A 14,671-nucleotide genomic window follows, 5' to 3' on the forward strand; every position below is an offset into this window, starting at 1 on the left:
CATGGAATCGCAGTTTGCAATTATGAAAGGGCTGATGCGGGCCTGTCTGTAAAAGTGATGCAGGCTTTTTTGTTATATGATTGATTGTCATATCTATTTTAATGGAATAAATTGCCTTCAGCATAACTCTATACTTTATATGCTCACAAAGGATGGCATTTCTCTCTTTTTATTCGATGTATTATTTGGATTTTATTATCTTCTCTAACGGCTTATAATCTGAGGAATAGAAGTCATTCATTTAGATTTTATGGTGCATGTAAAATGGTTTTTTGTATAATTTCTAGCTACCTTCCTTCAGTTTTAAATTTCCGTGGAAAGTTGTTAGAGGCTATACATGCGCAAGGCTTTGAAATTCATATCTTGTCGCCAGATTTAGAGCAGTTTGCCGCAGAGCATAAGCAGCTGGAAAATTTTGGCTATTTCGTGCATGAAATACCTATGCAGCGAACAGGCACGAATCCGATAGCGGATTTGAAAACACTTTGGGCTATGCGTGCAATCATTACAAAAATAAAGCCGGATTATGTGCTTGCCTATACGATTAAACCGGTTATTTATGGAACTCTTGCCGCATGGCTGGCTAAAGTTCCGCAGAGGTTCGCATTAATTACAGGCTTGGGCTATGCATTTCAAAATGTAGAAGCCGAAGGCGGCCGCAGTATTTTTCAAAAGCTGGTGCATGGTTTGTATCAGCAAGCGCTTGCGCGCAGTTCCAAAGCCTTTTTTCAAAATCCTGATGACTTGGCGCTTTTTAAACAGCTGAATTTAATCACTCAGGTGACCCCGGCTGTTGTGGTAAACGGGTCTGGCGTGAATGTTTCAGATTTTAATGTTGTGCCTTTGCCCTTAGATAATACCCATCAAATTAAAATTTCTTTTTTGCTGATTGCCCGTTTATTGGGTGATAAAGGTGTCAGGGAGTTTGCGGCTGCGGCGGCAATCATTAAGCAGTCAAACCCTGAAGTGGAATTTAATTTGGTGGGCTGGATTGATGAAAATCCCGCCGCCATTTCTCAGCAAGAGCTGGATCACTGGGTGGCCGAGAAGACCGTAAATTATTGGGGTAAATTGTCGGATGTCCGTCCTGCAATTGCCGAGAGTTCTATATATGTGCTGCCTTCATACCGTGAAGGCACGCCGCGTACGGTTTTAGAAGCCATGGCAATGGGCCGCGCAATTATTACCACAGATGCGCCAGGATGCCGTGAAACTGTTGTGGATGGGGAAAATGGCTATTTAGTTTCTGTCAAATCTGTTGAGAGTTTGGTTCAAGCCATGCGTAAGTTTATTGATGATCCTGAACGTGCTGAAAAAATGGGTCAACGCTCCAGGGAAATTGCTTTAACTAAATATGATGTGCATGAAGTGAATAAGCATATGATGACGGAAATGGGATTAATCTAAATGCTTAAACGTTTATTAGACATCGTCATTGCTTCAATTGCGCTTATTCTGCTGTCGCCGCTCTATGCTTTTGTTGCTTATAAGGTGAAGAAGAATTTAGGCTCACCGGTGCTGTTCCGGCAAGTGCGTCCGGGCTTAAATGGCAAGCCCTTTGAAATGATTAAATTCCGCACCATGAAAGATGCGGCGGATGCTCAAGGCAATCCCTTGCCGGACAGCGAGCGTTTAACCCCGTTTGGCAAAATGCTGCGTGCTACCAGTTTGGATGAAATGCCTGAACTGTGGAATGTGATCAAAGGCGATATGAGCGTGGTTGGCCCGCGTCCGCTGCTGATGGAATACCTGCCTTTATATAATGCAGAACAGGCAAAGCGCCACAATGTGCGTCCTGGAATGACCGGGCATGCGCAAGTGAATGGCCGCAATGCCATTGGCTGGGAAGAAAAATTCAAGCTGGATACATGGTATGTGGAAAATCAGTCCACTGCGCTGGATTTTAAAATCATGCTGAAGACCGTTCAGAAAGTGATTGCAAAAGAGGATATCAGCGCTGAAGGCGAGGCCACTATGACCAAGTTCACGGGCACAAAGCAGGATCAGCACCATGACTGAACTATATGCAATTTATGGTGCATCCGGTTGCGGACGCAGTTTGATGCCTGTTGCCAGAGAACAGTTGGCGAGATTGAAAATAAAGGCTGAGATCGTTTTTATTGATGATGGTCTAAAAGCGCCGGCAATGGTGAATGGTCATCGCGCATTAAATTATGATGATTTTAAACGGATCGCTGCGGAAAATAAATTTGTTTTAATTGCCATCGCAAACGGTAAAATCCGTGAAATGCTGGCAAATAAACTGGAACAGGACCAAATTGCACTTTGGTCAATTAAGGCAAATAATACCGTCACTATGGATGATGTCTCTGTTGGAGCTGGCGCTGCATTGAGCCCTTTTGTCACCATTACCTCCAATATCAAAATTGGTAAATGTTTCCATGCCAACTTATATAGCTATGTTGAACATGACTGTGTCATTGGCGATTATGTGACATTTGCCCCAGGTGTAAAGTGCAATGGCAATATTCATATTGAAGACCATGCTTATATTGGCGCAGGTGCGGTGATTAAGCAGGGCGTGCCAGGCAAGCCGCTAGTTATCGGCAAAGGCGCTGTGATTGGCATGGGCGCGGTGGTGACGAAAAATGTTCCTGCAGGCGTGACGGTAGTCGGCAATCCTGCCCGAATTTTAGAGAAGAAATAAAGATTTTTAAAATCTTATCTAGGAATTGAATATGTTAAACACTGCATTTGAACCATGGCCAAGCTTTACGCAAGAAGAAGCTGATGCTGTTTCTCAAGTATTGCTGTCGAATAAGGTGAACTATTGGACGGGTCAGGAATGCCGTGAATTTGAAAAAGAATTTGCTGCATTTGCAGAGACAGAATATGCAGTGGCTTTAGCCAACGGCACTGTGGCATTGGATGCCGCATTAAAAGCTTTAGGCATTGGCGCAGGCGATGATGTGATTGTCACCTCCCGCACATTTTTAGCTTCTGCCAGCTCCATTGTGACGGCTGGCGCGAACCCTGTATTTGCCGATGTGGAATTGGACTCGCAGAATATTTCTGCACGGAGCATTGAAGCCGTTTTAACGCCGAATACCAAAGCCATTATCTGTGTCCATTTAGCGGGCTGGATGTGCGATATGGATCCGATCATGCAGCTGGCTGAAGAAAAAGGCATTTACGTGATTGAGGATTGCGCGCAGGCACATGGCGCAAAATACAAAGGCAAGTCTGCGGGTTCTATTGGACATATTGGCGCATGGTCTTTTTGCCAGGATAAAATCATGACCACGGGCGGTGAAGGCGGTATGGTCACAACCCATGATGAAGCTTTATGGAAAAAAATATGGTCTTATAAAGACCATGGCAAAAATTTTGACAGCATTTACAATAAACAGCATCCGCCGGGATTCCGCTGGCTGCATGATTCTTTTGGCACCAACTGGCGCATGATGGAAATGCAGGCTGTCATTGGCCGCATGCAGCTGAAAAAGATGGCTGAATGGAGCAAAGTCCGCAATGAAAACATGCAGCGAATTTATAAAGCATTTGAAAATACGCCTTATGTCACTGTGTATCAGCCTTCTGAAGAATACACGCATGCTGCATATAAGTGCTATGTGCAGGTGAATACGGAGCAGCTGCCGGAAGGCTGGTCGCGTGACCGGATTATGAATGAAATTTCTGCTTTAGGCGTTCCATGCTTTAGCGGATCGTGTTCAGAAGTTTACTTAGAGCATGCCTTTGAGAATACGCCCTGGCGTCCTGCAGAGCGCCTGAAAAATGCGCAGCATATGGGCGAAACCAGTTTAATGTTTTTGGTTCATCCGACTTTAAGCAATGACAGCTTGACTCAAACTCTTAATGCTATTCAAACCGTAATGACGCGTATATCAAACGCTGATGGCGTATAATTGCGCCTTGATGTAACTCAGATTCCCTTCGAGCCCTTTGTGAAAGACTTAATTCGATTAATCGCATCTTTGCCGCGCCGTCAAAAACAAATGGTTTTGGTGGTGATGGATCTTTGTGTCTTGCCGCTGATGATGTGGCTGGTGTATGCCATTCGTCTAGCCAAGCCCAATGTTCCGGTTATGCAAGGGCTGGATTTTTGGTATGTCTATGTCGGTTTTTTCGGCGTTGCAGTATTTGCGTTATTAAGTGTTTACAGCGCTATTGTGCGCTCGTTTAACGAAGATTATCTGCTGCGCATTTCCGTTGCGGTATTCATCCAAATTGTTGGCTTATATGCCATTAAAAAACTGGATCTGGCATTTATCCCCATGAGTATCCCGCTCATGTACGGTTTTGTGCTGTTTTCATGGATGTGGTGGAGCCGTGCGGTGATACGTTATGCCACGCTCAGAACTTTCGCGAAAAGGCAGAACCGCAAGCGGGTTGCTATCTATGGCGCAGGCTTGGCCGGGCAGCAGATTGCAGAAGCCTTAAAGCGCTCAGACGATTATTTGCCTGTGTGCTTCATCGATGACAAAGCTTCGCTGCATGGCCAATCTTTAAGCGGATTAAAAATTTACCCGCCTAAACGCGCTGTGAATAAACTTGGCAGCTTTGGTATAGAAGAAATTTTATTGGCGATGCCTTCCGTTGGCCGTGCCCGGAAAAAAGACATTATTGAGTCTTTTGAGTCTGCTGATGTCAAAATCATGGAACTGCCAGGCGTGACGCAGCTGGTGGATGGTCAAGTCAGTGTATCTGATATTAAGGAAGTGGATATTATTGATTTGCTGGGCCGTGACCCAGTTCCGCCTAAGCCGGAATTGCTTGAAAAGAATATTAAAAATAAAGTGGTGATGGTTACTGGGGCTGGGGGGTCAATTGGCTCTGAGCTTTGCCGCCAGATTGTCAAGCATCAGCCAAAAATGCTGGTGCTGTTTGAGATGTCAGAGTTTGCACTGTATTCGATTGACCGCGAATTGCAAGACAAAGGCATACAGGTGGTTCCGGTATTGGGTTCTGTCACAAATCAGCAAAAATTGGAACGTATATTACAGCAGTATGCAGTACAGACTGTTTACCATGCCGCTGCGTACAAGCATGTTCCTTTGGTCGAGGCGAATCCATTTGAAGGGATTCATAACACATCTATTGGCACAGCATGCAGTGTGCAGGCGGCAGTCAATCAAAATGTTGAAACGTTTGTTCTGATTTCAACGGATAAAGCGGTGCGCCCGACCAATGTTATGGGCGCATCCAAACGCATGGCGGAGCTGTACTGTCAAGGGTTGGCTTCTGCACAGCCCAAAACTCAAATCAGTATCGTGCGTTTTGGCAATGTGCTGGGGTCTTCGGGGTCCGTCGTGCCTTTATTTAAAAAGCAGATTGCCAAAGGCGGCCCTGTAACGGTGACTCATCCTGATGTGACGCGTTACTTTATGACCATCCCTGAAGCGGCGCAGCTGGTGATTCAGGCGGGCGCAATGGGTACAGGCGGCGATGTGTTTTTACTGGATATGGGTGAGCCGGTTAAAATTGTTGATTTAGCGAAGCAGATGATCCGTTTAAGCGGGTTCTATCCTGTTGATGATCAGGGAATAGGAGATATTGCCATTCAGTTTACAGGGCTAAGGCCGGGTGAAAAACTGTATGAAGAGTTATTAATTGATGCAGATAATGTAGAAAAAACGGATCATGAACGGATTTTAAAGTCGTTTGAAGTTTTTTATTCTTTTGCTGAAGTTATGAATACATTTAATGAACTAGAGAGATTGTGTTTGGATGAAAAGAATAAAGAGGCATTAATTTCTATATTATTAAAATATGTTTCTGGATTTAATAATTCATAAGCTGTTGATTTAAATAATTAATATTTTATTTTTTTGAAATATCTACTAGAGGTTTAAAATATTCATTTCAATAAATGAAATGTAATAAAATGTGTAGATTAAGCAGAATTAATAATGAGGCTTAATATTGGGTTTAATAAAATTAATAATATTGGTAGAATCTCGATCGCTTAATTCATTTACTATAATTTTAGATAAGGATTTGACGTGCAAAAAGTTCTCCTGGTTTTTGGAACACGGCCGGAAGCAATTAAAATGGCTCCTTTAGCATTACAATTACAGCAGCAATCAGATTTTGACACAAAAGTGTGCGTAACTGGTCAGCACCGTCAAATGTTAGATCAGGTATTAGAGCTTTTTAATTTAAAGCCGGACTTTGATTTAAATTTGATGAAGCCCGGTCAAACACTTTCTGATGTGACTTCTGGTGTTTTAAAAGGGTTAGAAACCGTATTTGCAGAGTGGCTGCCAGATGTTGTTTTAGTGCATGGGGATACTGCAACGACTTTTGCCGCTTCTTTGGCGGCGTATTATCATAAAGTAAAAATTGGTCATGTTGAGGCGGGTTTGCGTACGGGGGATATTTATTCACCATGGCCTGAGGAAGCAAACCGTAAATTAACAGGCGCTTTGGCAAACTATCATTTTGCACCGACGCAGTCATCTTATAATAATTTAATTAAAGAAAATATTAATCCTGCAAGTATTACAATTACAGGAAATACGGTGATTGATGCATTATTAAAAGTTAAAGAAAAAGTTGAAACAGATCATAAAATTATTGCAGATTTTAATACGCAATTCAGTTTTTTAGATGCAAACAAAAAGCTGATTTTAGTCACTGGACACCGCCGAGAAAACTTTGGTCAAGGTTTTTTAAATATTTGTCATGCACTGGCGAATATCGCTCAAAAATATTCAGATGTGCAAATTGTATATCCAGTACATTTAAACCCGAATGTACAAAAGCCTGTAAATGAATTACTGTCCGGCATTTCCAATATTCATTTAATTGCGCCTCAGGATTATTTGCCATTTGTATATTTAATGAATCGCAGTTATTTAATTTTGACCGATTCTGGCGGTATTCAGGAAGAAGCGCCGTCACTAGGCAAGCCGGTATTGGTCATGCGTGATACCACGGAACGCCCAGAAGCGGTAGAAGCTGGAACAGTAAAATTAGTAGGCACAGATGCTGCAGTCATTGAACAATCGGTGACAGATCTTATTGAAAATGCAGCGCTGTATCAGCAAATGGCAGAAGCGCATAACCCGTATGGTGATGGCACAGCCTGCAAGCAAATTATTAATTTTTTAAAAAGTAACTGAGTAAGTGTTAGAAAGAATATGAACAGTCAATTTAAGCATATTTGTGTCATTGGTTTAGGCTATATTGGATTGCCGACAGCAGCTACTTTTGCTGCACATGGGGTAAAAGTTACGGGTGTTGATGTCAATCAGCATGCTGTAGATATGATTAATCAGGGGAAGGTTCATATTGTAGAACCTGATCTGGATGCATTGGTTAAAGTGGTTGTCACAAAGGGCATGCTGGCTGCTCAGACTGTGCCAGCAGAAGCCGATGTGTATATTGTGGCAGTGCCGACTCCTTTTAAAGATGATCATCAACCGGATTTAAAATATATTGAGTCTGCAGCGAAGGCTTTGGCGCCTTATCTTAAATCAGGCAATTTGGTGATCTTGGAGTCAACCTCTCCAGTAGGCGCAACAGAGCAGATGTCGGCTTGGCTAAGTGAAGCGCGTCCTGACTTAACTTTCCCGCAGCAGGCGGGTGAAGCATCGGATATTCGTATCGCTCACTGCCCTGAGCGTGTCTTGCCGGGCAAGGTATTGCAAGAACTCATTAGCAATGACCGCATTATTGGCGGGATGACACAGCCTTGTTCAATTGCTGCCAGCAATTTGTACAAAATATTTGTACAGGGTGGCTGTATTGAAACCAATGCGCGTACCGCTGAAATGTGTAAACTGACTGAAAACTCGTTCCGCGATGTCAATATTGCTTTTGCTAATGAACTCTCCGTTATTTGTGACAAGCTTGATATTAATGTATGGGAACTCATTGCATTGGCAAACCGCCACCCGCGTGTCAATATTTTGCAGCCTGGGCCGGGTGTAGGCGGACACTGTATTGCAGTTGATCCTTGGTTTATTGTGGCAAAAACACCTGAGCAAGCGCGTTTAATACGCACTGCACGTGAAGTGAATGATGCTAAACCTGAATGGGTGATTGATCAGGTTAAAATTAAAATTGCTGAGTTTTTACAGGCGAATCCTGAAAAAATGATTAAAGATGTAACTGTCGCTTGTTATGGTTTGGCATTTAAGCCGGATATTGATGACTTGCGTGAAAGTCCCGCAATGGCAATTGTTACAAAGCTATCTGAACAAGTAGATTCACTTTATGTAGTTGAACCAAATATTAGTAAGCTTCCGCTTGCATTAGAGAATAGTAATATTATCTTAGCCAACTTGGAAGATACAAAACAGTATGATGTAAAAATTGTACTTGTTGCTCATAAAGAATTTACAATTGAAAGTCTAGGCATTGAAGATAAAAAAACTATTTTTTGCCAGTTGAAGAAGTAAGGATTTAGTGGGTAGTTTTAAAATATTACCCACTAAGTATTTAGAGTTATTCTTAATGAAATCTAATAGATTTGATATTTATATATCTTTAATTTTTTTTATATTAATATTCGGTGTATATGGTGGTGCATTACAGCCAATCCGTTTGCTAGCTGTTTTATTGTTTTTTTACTATTTTCCTCTTATTTATAAGGAATTAAGTAATTATAAATTGCAGAGCTATTTTTTAATTTTTTCTTTTATTTATGGGTTTTGTTCAATATTTTTTATTATTGAAAATATTAAAGAAAGTATGATTAGTTTCTTGTATTTAGCAATAAACTTAATGCTTTACGCTGTTTTATTTGTTTTTTATAAAAAAGCTAATAATTCATTAATGAGTTGTTTTAAAGGGGTTTTAGGTTTTTTAAGTATTGCGCTTGTTTATGCTGTATATGAAATATCAACTGGAAATCATTTAAGTGTGAATTTAACACATGATGTTGAGTCATTAATGGCTAGGGATTATAGTAGCTTTACTTTTGGAAATTATAATACATTTTTAATGGTGTTAATAATGATGATGCCATTTTTGATTTATGCAATTTCGAATTATAAGTTTGTATACAAAATTATTTCAGCTATTTTTTTGCTATTAATTAGTTATGTTGTTATAACGAATGCATCTAGATCGGCAACAGTTGCTTTATGTCTCAGTTATGGATTTTTACTGTTGTATAGAGGGAGTTTAATATTTAAATGTGCAATTGTTATTTGTGTAAGCTACTTATTGATTAACAATCTTTCTGTATTTGAGGTTCTTATTAATCGATATGATAATGTTGGTTATAAATCAGATGGACGGTGGGAGGTTTTGACTTTACCTTTTGATGGGTTGAAAGAAAATTTGCTGCTTGGTTTTGGAATAGGGAATTTTGGTTATTTCGCTTCAAATAATTTAAGTCAGATGGAAGTATATGCAGCGCATAATTTTTTTGGTGAAACTCTTTACGAGCTAGGTATATTTTTTCTATTATTTATTATATTGATTTTAATAAATAATTTTAAAACTTTCATTATGAAAGATTACAAAATAAAAGTTTTATTTCTTCATTTAGTAATTATATTTATACCATTTTCTCTAATCAATAGTGGGTATTTGGTCGGTGTCTATGTGTGGATATTTCTTTCATTATTAGCATCAATATCATATTTTGAAGGATTTAAAAATGTTAAATAAACTCTATTTTTTGTATAGCCAGTGTATAGAAGAAAACACATATATTAATAAAATAAAGAGACTTTTTATTAAAAAAATCTATAACTTATTAGCATCTGGGTATTACAAAGATCAGAGAAAAAAACTTAGTGGTAAAGATAGTGTGATTGTATCGTTAACGACATTTCCAGATCGAATTGAAAAAACTTGGCTAGTAATTGAGAGTTTGATTGATCAGACTATTCCACCAGATAAAATAGTTTTAACACTTTCTTCAAAGCAATTTATTAATGGTTTAGCTGATTTACCAAAAGAATTATTAAGCCAATTAAATCGTGGTTTAGAAATAATTTGGAGTGAAGATGATTTAAGATCGCATAAAAAATATTACTATGTGATGAATAAATATCCTAAGTCAAAAGTAATTACTGTTGATGATGACTTTTTTTACTCACAAGGTATGGTAGAGCATTTATTAAATGCAAACCAACAATATCCAGATGCAGTAATTTGCAATCTAGCCGCTAAGAAAAATGGATCTAGTTATAAAGACTGGAAAAATATGCTATTTGAAGAAGTTTTACCAACTACTGAGATAATGCAGTATGGTGGAAGCGGTGTGCTATATCCTCCAAATTCATTACATCAGGATGCATTTGATAAGAAAAAAATTTTAAATTTATGTCCTTTGGCTGACGATATATGGTTAAACTGTATGACTATTATTAATAATAAAAAAATTGTAAAAACGTCATACCCATATTATTTAATGCCCGTATATTTTAAGACGACTAGAGCATTAAAAGATATAAATGTAGGAGAAGATATGAATTCTATACAAATAAAAAAACTAAAAGAGTATTACAAAGATTATGAATAAAGCCAGAATTAACTTCTGACTTTATTCATTGAGTTTTTAATATCAGGTATTTTTTTATACGTATATATAGAAAATAGAGCTAGTAGTACTCCGAAAAAGATATGTAAACTCCAATTCATTAAATCCTTATTGAAAACGATAAGACTGGAAGTTAATACCATAAATAAACCAGTAGTATAAATTTTTAATCTTGGGGTTTTTTTCCACAGAAAATTTGAAAATTCAGTTCTTAGGATTAAAAATATTAGAAATGAAAAACTTGTGCTTATGCCAGCGCCGATTGCACCATAATTAGGAATTAATAAATAGCAAAAAATTAAATTGAATATAAACGAAATTAATGATGCTATCATAGAGTAAGATGTTTTTTTAACAATATTAATTCCAATCACAGTAGTTTCAGAAATTGTATACAGTAGTGGGTAGCATAAGCAACTTAGTAATATATACTTAACATCCAAGTAGTTTTTTGGAAGTATAAAGTCAATTAACCATGAAAATGTTCCAGAAATCAAAAAAATAAATATTACACCGAGTAATAAGTATTCACGAACTTTATTTATTTTTATAAAACCATCTTCACTGTTAGCCCATTTAAATACTGTTGGTGCCCAAATTGTTGAAAAAATAGTTTGTAAAATCAATGCTGCTCCAGCGAAATTTACTGAAACAGAATATAGACCTAATTGCTCATAATTTGAAAAATATCGTAAAAATATTTTATCAATAGCTGTTAATCCCCAGTATGCTATACCGCCAAAAGTTAATGGAATTCCATAATGAAGCATAGCCTTTAATTTTTTTCTATCAATTTTTTGATTGAAGGAACTCTTCCAAACACTTTTTGTATTCCATAGAAAGACAAAAAATACTAATATTACTGATAAAGTATGAGCAAAAATAAGATCTGTAAGGTTGTATTTTGTGTAGTAAAAATAATAATAAAGTATAACTAATAGGAATAAAATCTTTGGAAAAATTTGACTCGCTGAGTAAGCTAAGCCCTTTTCTTCCATTCGTAATATTAAGGATAAAAATCTAGATAGAAAAGCAAAAATTATATATGTTATAACAAGTACACTTAATATTTGTGAAGAGATATTAAATAAAATTACTGAAATAAGTTTAGGGAAAAAAACGAAGAAAGAAAAAAATAATAATAGTAAAAACAAACCAGGTAAAATTGATGTCTTTATTAGTTGTGCCTTATTTTCTGACTCATAATGTTCTCGTATATAAGCTTGATCTAATCCTAGGCTGAAAATTAAAATAAATAATGTACTAGTTAATTGTAACATAGTGAATTTACCAATATCTTCGGGTTGAAATACCCATGTTAGTATTGGTATAGTTATAAAACCAAAGAAAGCAACTCCTAATGGTCCTATTGAAAATTGGATTATGCTTTTTAAGTTCAAGATAGATTTCCCGAGATTATTTTGTATAATATAACCTTATTTTTTGTTATATTGAAGGGCTGATTTTAGGTTAACTCAAGAGAAATTAAGAGTTTTATGAATTTCAAATATATATTAACAACTAAGAATTTTTTTAAAGAAGGTCCTTGTGGCCGTGTTAGTCATGCAAAAGGTTTTGTCGATGGTTTAATTCATAATCGTGCTTCAGTTACTTTGATTTCTGATGGCGGTGCAGAAGAATTTGTTGAAAAAAACAGTAACTTAATATTTAAAAATATTGATAATTTTTTTTATATTTTTTGTTTTTTTGAGATTTTAAAATCCATTTTAAAAAAAGAAAAAATAGTAATTCGTTGGCGTTTTTTTCTTCCTTATATATTTTTTCCTTTTTTATTGATATATAAAAATTTTTATTTTGAAGTGAATACAATAACAGGGGTAAATTCCAAGAATTTTGTTATTCGGAATGCAGTCAAGTTATCTATTGTTATAGTAGCAAAATTTAGTAAAATTATTGTTGTTTCTGCTAATTCAAAACAAGAAATTCATGGAATTTGTTTTCCAGTTCATAAAATTTATATTATGCCTAATGGATTTAACCCTGAGCCATTTCTAAAATATGAAGCAAATATAAATTTTGATGTTAAACCGAATTTAATTTATTTTGGTAAAAAACAAGAATATTATGACTGGGATATGCTATTTGATGTTTATGAAAGAAACAAAAATAACTTTGATAAATTTTATATTTTTGGCTTTGATGGAGAAAATGATTCTTCTAAAGAATTCTTAGGTTCATTCAATCATAATTCATTAATAGAGAAATTGTCAGCTCTCTATAACCCAATATTAATATTGCATCCTAGTGATACACAGATGGCAAAGTCAGGAAGCCCTATGAAACTTTTTGAATATGCTTCTTTAAACCTGCCAATGGTTGTAGGCAACAGTATCCAACAACAGGCTTCTAAATTAAATGGTGTTATATTTTATCAATCTGGGAATTCAGAAGATTTATTAAATACACTAATTTCAGTGACTAAAGATTATCAAAGTTATTATCAGCAGTCTCAACAGTTAAGACAATCAGTTATGGAAAATTATACATGGTCAAAAATTGTTGCGGATTGGCTTAAAAATTTGGATAAATGAAATGAAAATTTTAAAATTGATAAATACTGTTAAGTATTTAAAGTTTATACAAATTTATTATAGATTATATTATCTTTTTCTCAAACCAAGCGTCAAGCAAACAGTATTTAAAACTCAGCTTAGATACGCAGCACAAAATTGGGAAAATGCGATACCTAAGCCTATTAGTATGCTTAGTCCAACACAGTTTTTATTTTTGAACCATCCAGGTCAATTAAATAGGGCTGAGGATTGGAATAGCAATCAGCAAGAAAAATTATGGCTATATAATTTACATTATTTTGATGATTTAAATGCTGAAAATGCATCTGATCGAGTTGAGTGGCATAAAAATACTATTCAGAAATGGATTGATCAAAATCCTTATGCAAAAGGTAATGGCTGGGAGCCTTATCCAAACTCGCTGCGCATTGTCAATTGGGCGAAGTGGAGTTTACAGGGCCATCAGTTTACAAAACAACAATTGCAAAGTTTGGCCTTGCAGGCAGAACATTTATCTAAAACCGTTGAATGGCAGATATTAGCAAATCATTTGTTTGCAAATGCAAAAGCACTGATTTTTGCAGGTCTCTTTTTTGATACGGTTGAATCAAAAAAATGGTTAGCACTGGGTTTAAAGATTTATCATCAAGAAATTGATGAGCAAGTATTAGCAGATGGAGCTAACTTTGAATTGACTCCAATGTACCATGCCATTTTTTTAGAAGATCTGTTGGATCTCTATCAACTCATCACACGTTGTTATGCTCAATCAGATTTAATAGATGTCGAGCACCTAAAAACTAAAATAATAAAAATGCTCGATTGGTTGAAATATATGTCACATCCCGATGGCGAAATTTCATTTTTTAATGATGCCACTTTTAGTATTGCATCAACCTATGAAAATTTGAAAATTTATGCTGAAAAATTGAATATATTTGTTCCAGTATCGGAGTCACAAGATCGTTATTTAAAGCAAAGTGGTTATATTGTTGTAGAAAAACCAAGCTATAAATTTATTATGGATGTTGCAGAAGTTGGGCCAAGCTACCAGCCAGGCCATGCTCATGCTGATACTTTAAGTTTCGAACTGAGTATTTTGGGTGCAAGATTTATTGTGAATTCAGGAATTTCACAATATGGGCTGGGTTCCGAACGTTTGCATCAGAGAAGTACAGCTGCTCATAATACCATTGAAATTGATCAGCAAAATTCGAGTGAAATTTGGTCTGGATTCAGAGTTGCTAGACGCGTTAGCCCAAAGCTGGATCATATAAATTTTGAGTTAGGCCAGATTACTGAATTTTCAGCCTCTTATAAAAGTTTGGAACATGTGATTCATCGCCGTGCAGTAAGATTTGTTGATGATCAGATTATTCTAAAAGATGATTTACACGGTCAATTTAATTCAGCAGTTTCATATTTTTATTTTCATCCGGATGTCACAATTAATAAAGCACAAGACAATAGTTATGTGTGCGATTTGATGGGGCATACCATTGAAATTCAATTGAAAGGTGATATTGAAGCCAATCTTCTAAATAGTTTTTGGCATCCAGAATTTGGCAAATCTGTACCTAATAATTGCTTGAAAATTAATTTGCTCTCAAATAACTATGAGATTTTAATATCGTGTAGAAGTCTAGGTTTTTAA

12 protein-coding genes are annotated in these 14,671 nt (G+C 36.6%); 11 read left to right on the forward strand and 1 reads right to left on the reverse strand.

Annotated elements, in window-relative coordinates; translation table 11 throughout:
- Positions 1 to 264: 264 nt before the first annotated feature.
- From OKC24_RS08020 to OKC24_RS08060, 9 genes are all read left to right on the forward strand, one after another.
- Entirely contained in the window at positions 265 to 1,407 is a 1,143-nt protein-coding gene (locus OKC24_RS08020; protein ID WP_265464953.1) for a glycosyltransferase family 4 protein, read from the forward strand.
- Positions 1,408 to 2,019: a sugar transferase gene (locus OKC24_RS08025; RefSeq protein ID WP_131276653.1), complete on the forward strand. Its 612-nt coding sequence runs from the start codon at positions 1,408 to 1,410 to the stop codon at positions 2,017 to 2,019. It abuts the gene before it with no gap.
- The gene (locus OKC24_RS08030) at positions 2,012 to 2,668 is read left to right on the forward strand and encodes a NeuD/PglB/VioB family sugar acetyltransferase (protein ID WP_131276652.1); all 657 of its coding nucleotides are present in this window, start codon (positions 2,012 to 2,014) and stop codon (positions 2,666 to 2,668) included. Before OKC24_RS08025 ends, OKC24_RS08030 begins: the two co-directional genes overlap by 8 nt.
- Positions 2,669 to 2,699: 31 nt before the next feature.
- Complete coding sequence (locus OKC24_RS08035; protein ID WP_265464954.1) at positions 2,700 to 3,887, forward strand: DegT/DnrJ/EryC1/StrS family aminotransferase; 1,188 nt, start codon at positions 2,700 to 2,702, stop codon at positions 3,885 to 3,887.
- 39 nt (positions 3,888 to 3,926) lie between these two features.
- On the forward strand, positions 3,927 to 5,777 hold the full coding sequence (locus OKC24_RS08040) for a polysaccharide biosynthesis protein (RefSeq protein WP_265464955.1): 1,851 nt from the start codon (positions 3,927 to 3,929) through the stop codon (positions 5,775 to 5,777).
- Positions 5,778 to 5,984: 207 nt separating this feature from the next.
- A complete protein-coding gene (gene wecB, locus OKC24_RS08045; RefSeq protein ID WP_265464956.1) occupies positions 5,985 to 7,106 on the forward strand; it encodes a non-hydrolyzing UDP-N-acetylglucosamine 2-epimerase in 1,122 nt (373 codons plus the stop codon).
- Between the two features lie 18 nt (positions 7,107 to 7,124).
- Complete coding sequence (gene wecC / locus OKC24_RS08050; protein WP_265464957.1) at positions 7,125 to 8,387, forward strand: UDP-N-acetyl-D-mannosamine dehydrogenase; 1,263 nt, start codon at positions 7,125 to 7,127, stop codon at positions 8,385 to 8,387.
- 7 nt (positions 8,388 to 8,394) lie between these two features.
- Complete coding sequence (locus OKC24_RS08055) at positions 8,395 to 9,606, forward strand: O-antigen ligase family protein (RefSeq protein ID WP_265464958.1); 1,212 nt, start codon at positions 8,395 to 8,397, stop codon at positions 9,604 to 9,606.
- Positions 9,596 to 10,465 (forward strand): glycosyltransferase family protein, encoded by an 870-nt coding sequence (locus tag OKC24_RS08060; protein ID WP_265464959.1) that lies wholly within the window; start codon positions 9,596 to 9,598, stop codon positions 10,463 to 10,465. The genes OKC24_RS08055 and OKC24_RS08060 overlap by 11 nt, the downstream gene beginning before the upstream one ends.
- Positions 10,466 to 10,473: 8 nt before the next feature.
- Here OKC24_RS08060 and OKC24_RS08065 read toward each other — a convergent pair whose 3' ends face one another.
- Positions 10,474 to 11,883 carry an oligosaccharide flippase family protein gene (locus OKC24_RS08065; protein WP_131276641.1) on the reverse strand — a complete coding sequence of 470 codons (1,410 nt, stop codon included), beginning with the start codon at positions 11,881 to 11,883 and terminating at the stop codon, positions 10,474 to 10,476.
- 96 nt (positions 11,884 to 11,979) lie between these two features.
- Here OKC24_RS08065 and OKC24_RS08070 point away from each other — a divergent pair, with 96 nt between their 5' ends.
- Both OKC24_RS08070 and OKC24_RS08075 read left to right on the forward strand, forming a co-directional pair.
- Positions 11,980 to 13,035, forward strand: coding sequence for a glycosyltransferase family protein (locus OKC24_RS08070; RefSeq protein WP_131276639.1), 1,056 nt, complete (start codon positions 11,980 to 11,982; stop codon positions 13,033 to 13,035).
- 1 nt (position 13,036) lies between these two features.
- Complete coding sequence (locus tag OKC24_RS08075; RefSeq protein ID WP_265464960.1) at positions 13,037 to 14,671, forward strand: heparinase II/III family protein; 1,635 nt, start codon at positions 13,037 to 13,039, stop codon at positions 14,669 to 14,671.

The organism is Acinetobacter entericus, assembly GCF_026168575.1.
Lineage (GTDB): Bacteria > Pseudomonadota > Gammaproteobacteria > Pseudomonadales > Moraxellaceae > Acinetobacter > Acinetobacter bouvetii.

Coding starts and splice junctions, on each gene's coding strand:
- OKC24_RS08020 (WP_265464953.1), top strand. CDS start 265: ATGGTTTTTTGTATAATTTCTAGCTACCTTCCTTCAGTTTTAAATTTC.
- OKC24_RS08025 (WP_131276653.1), top strand. CDS start 1,408: ATGCTTAAACGTTTATTAGACATCGTCATTGCTTCAATTGCGCTTATT.
- OKC24_RS08030 (WP_131276652.1), top strand. CDS start 2,012: ATGACTGAACTATATGCAATTTATGGTGCATCCGGTTGCGGACGCAGT.
- OKC24_RS08035 (WP_265464954.1), top strand. CDS start 2,700: ATGTTAAACACTGCATTTGAACCATGGCCAAGCTTTACGCAAGAAGAA.
- wecC (WP_265464957.1), top strand. CDS start 7,125: ATGAACAGTCAATTTAAGCATATTTGTGTCATTGGTTTAGGCTATATT.
- OKC24_RS08060 (WP_265464959.1), top strand. CDS start 9,596: ATGTTAAATAAACTCTATTTTTTGTATAGCCAGTGTATAGAAGAAAAC.
- OKC24_RS08070 (WP_131276639.1), top strand. CDS start 11,980: ATGAATTTCAAATATATATTAACAACTAAGAATTTTTTTAAAGAAGGT.
- OKC24_RS08075 (WP_265464960.1), top strand. CDS start 13,037: ATGAAAATTTTAAAATTGATAAATACTGTTAAGTATTTAAAGTTTATA.